This is a genomic window from Melioribacteraceae bacterium, from assembly GCA_019638015.1.
In the GTDB taxonomy this organism is placed as follows: domain Bacteria; phylum Bacteroidota; class Ignavibacteria; order Ignavibacteriales; family Melioribacteraceae; genus JAHBUP01.
This window is the reverse complement of sequence record JAHBUP010000010.1, coordinates 1-3,071: the sequence shown is the minus strand read 5'-3', so window position 1 is coordinate 3,071 and position 3,071 is coordinate 1. Positions and strand designations below refer to the sequence as shown.

Annotated in this window: 3 protein-coding genes; 1 reads left to right on the top strand and 2 read right to left on the bottom strand. The window is 39.7% G+C overall.

The window, feature by feature from the left end; all coding sequences use genetic code 11:
- Window positions 1–65 precede the first annotated feature (65 nt).
- On the top strand, window positions 66–839 hold the full coding sequence (locus tag KF816_17510; GenBank protein MBX3009827.1) for a glycoside hydrolase family 25 protein: 774 nt from the start codon (window positions 66–68) through the stop codon (window positions 837–839).
- A gap of 19 nt (window positions 840–858) precedes the next feature.
- On the opposite strand, the gene KF816_17505 is transcribed toward KF816_17510, so the two are convergent.
- The gene (locus KF816_17505) at window positions 859–1,602 is read right to left on the bottom strand and encodes a hypothetical protein (protein MBX3009826.1); all 744 of its coding nucleotides are present in this window, start codon (window positions 1,600–1,602) and stop codon (window positions 859–861) included.
- A 233-nt stretch (window positions 1,603–1,835) separates the two neighbouring features.
- A partial coding sequence (locus KF816_17500; protein ID MBX3009825.1) for a glycosyltransferase family 4 protein occupies window positions 1,836–3,071 on the bottom strand: 1,236 nt, incomplete at its 5' end.

The following is a 3,071-nucleotide window of genomic DNA, read 5'->3' as shown; positions in this document are numbered from 1 at the left end:
ATATGTGATTTGAAATGTATGATTTGAGATTTGAAATACAAGTAGTATAATGGCGTTTAGGAAATATGGCGAGGAAAAAGAATAAAATTTTGAGATGGAAAGCTTTGCTGGTTATTTCCGTGCTCCTGTTGCTCGGCGCCGCTGCGCTGTATGGTTATAACAAATGGAAAGAATACCGGGTCAGCTTTGTGCGGTATAACGCTTTCGGTATAGAAATACCTGTTAATTATGAGATACATGGTATTGACGTTTCGCACCACCAGGACGTAATTGACTGGAGCGAAGTAAAGCGCATGGACATAGAAAACATGCAGCTTGATTTTGCCTTTATCAAGGCTACCGAAGGCATTTCGAACGTGGATAAATTATTTAAAAGAAACTGGTATAAAGCCCGCGAAGAAGGGATGACGAGAGGAGCCTATCACTTTTTTATTGCTACCAAAAGCGGGAAAAGGCAGGCAGATAATTTTATAGCGCATGTAACACTGGAGCCCGGAGACATGCCCCCGGTGCTGGATGTGGAACAACTGTACGGCGCCAGGCCCAAAGACCTTAAGCTCAGGGTAAAAGAGTGGCTTCAGATCATTGAAGATTATTACAAAGTGAAGCCGATCATATATACGAACGTGGATTTCTACGAACAATACCTGGGACAGGAGTTTGACAACTATCCCTTATGGGTGGCCCATTATCTTCAACCGCACAAGCCCCGCATCAAACGCCCCTGGATGTTTTGGCAGCACAGCGAAACAGGGCGGGTAAACGGCATTGTCAACAAAGTAGACTTCAATGTGTTTAGCGGAGATTCGCTGGCTTTCAGGAAATTATTACTGGATTAACCCATTCCTGCCCAACCCCTTACAACTGGTTGTTCAGTAACGGAAGCTCAGAAGCAATTTCTTTTACCTTTTCGTGCAGGAAAGGGCTGTTAAGATTGGCCATGTGCCTTTCGTGGTGAAGATCGGAGCCCAACAGATCAATGTATTTCATTTTATACAGGCGTTCGGCAGCAGCGGCAATACTTTTGCCATAGTAGCCTATTAAAGAAAGCAGGTTTACCTGCAGCAGGCAGCCTGCATTTCGAAGCTCTTCATATACATCAAACTTTTGGTGCAGGTATGCATAACGCTCGGGGTGTGCCAGAATCGGTTTATATCCCTTCATCTGGATATTAAAGATCTTTTGTTTATAGTCGAGCGGCATGCTGGCAAAAGAAAATTCCACCAATACAAGATTGTCTTTGATGGTAAGCAAAGGTTCTTTTTTTTCGAGCAGGCTGTCGAAATGATCGTCCAGGAAATATTCAGCAGCCGCCGTAACGGGAATATTGATATTTCTTTTATTCAGCTCTTTCATCAACTTCTCGTACCCGCCCATGATCGTGCTGCGATTGTTAGGGTACAGGTCTATCATCAGGTGGGGAGTGGTAATAATCTTTTTGTAGCCCAGCTTTATCATTCCTTCTATCAGAGCAACAGATGTATCTACATCGGGCGATCCGTCGTCAATACCCGGGATCAAATGCGAGTGCATGTCGCACACCAACGCACTCAGGTCGCCAGGTTCGGGTATAGGTTTCTTTTTTTTAAACAGCGAAAACATATGGTCAGGAAATAAGCTGATTTAGTATAAAGCTAAATGAAATAGCCATAAAAATATCTTTTATCCAAAAGATATAATTTCTTATACGCTATTCCTTGTGGCTAAAATCAATAAAAACCAGCACATGGAAATTCTTTGTATACAGATTTTATTCTTCCAGGGAGAGAAATTTGAGATTATGCACAAACTATTTAAGCCCTTATACTATTCATGATAGATAGATTTTAAAAAATTCAATATTCCTCTAAAACCCGGACCATTTCTTTTTTGAGCACATCAGGGTGAAAATATTTATTGGCAAATTGCATATTATCATTACCAATTTTGTTTTTTTGATTTTCCGATAGCGAGTTGAATTTCATTATTTGTTCGGCAATAAATTCATACTGTCCGTGTTCAGCGCTTATATTGCCATCAACCTTCGTTAAAATATCAATTACATGAGATGGGTCGGGGCCTATATATAAAATGGGTTTACCAATAAACATAGCGCCATATATTTTATTAGGATGTGTAAATCCAACCTGTCCGCTCCCCATAATCACCACCTGTATATCGGCTGCTGCAAGAGAATTATGAATATTATTCCTTGGCTGGTATGGCAACTGTTCGATATTGGACAAGCCATGTTTTTGTTTAAATTCACTTACATCTTTTTTTCGCACACCATCTCCTATAAATACAAAAATAAGTTTTGAATGATCTTTTAACAATAATGCCACATTCAGGAGCGTATCCAACGGATGTACATACGAATGATTCCCGGAATACATGATAACAGTTTTATCTCCCCAATCATTTGCTACCCTAAATGGATTTTCTGATCTATTTCCTTCATACAGCTTTTCCATTACCGGCCACACTGGTACAATATGTACTTTTTCTGAGCTTGCCCCCCTTTTTTGAAAGTAATCTTTCATATAAGTGTCCAGCGCAATAATGTTGTCCGCACTTCTCATAATATAATTACCCATATAAGTCAGGAGCTTACTGGATAACGAGTTTTTTTTTATAAGCCCCGAGGCAATAGACAATTCGGGCTGCAGATCCATTCCCCAATAAAAAAATTTAATTTTTTTAATCTTGCAAATTAAAACTCCTATGAAAGAAATGAGAGGAGGAGAAGTCATTCCTATCATTATATCAAAGCTTCTTTTTTTTACAAAAAGAAGTTTGAAAAAAAGAAGCAGGTTAAACGAAAAAAAGTCCAGCAGCCTGCCCGACACATGTTTTTTACCAAACCCTGTATTAGAAATACGTTTAATAACAATATTCCTGTACACTTCTGAAGCAGGGAACTTTACAACTGTATTTTCATATGCATTCCGGCTTGTGTATACAGTTACATTGTGACCTTTGCCAGTCAGTTCCTCAACGAAGTCATACAGGTGTTGTGCAGTGGATGCTGTATCGGGCCAAAAAACCTGGGAAATAGCAATGATTCTCATGAAACTGTTTCCGCCTGTTTT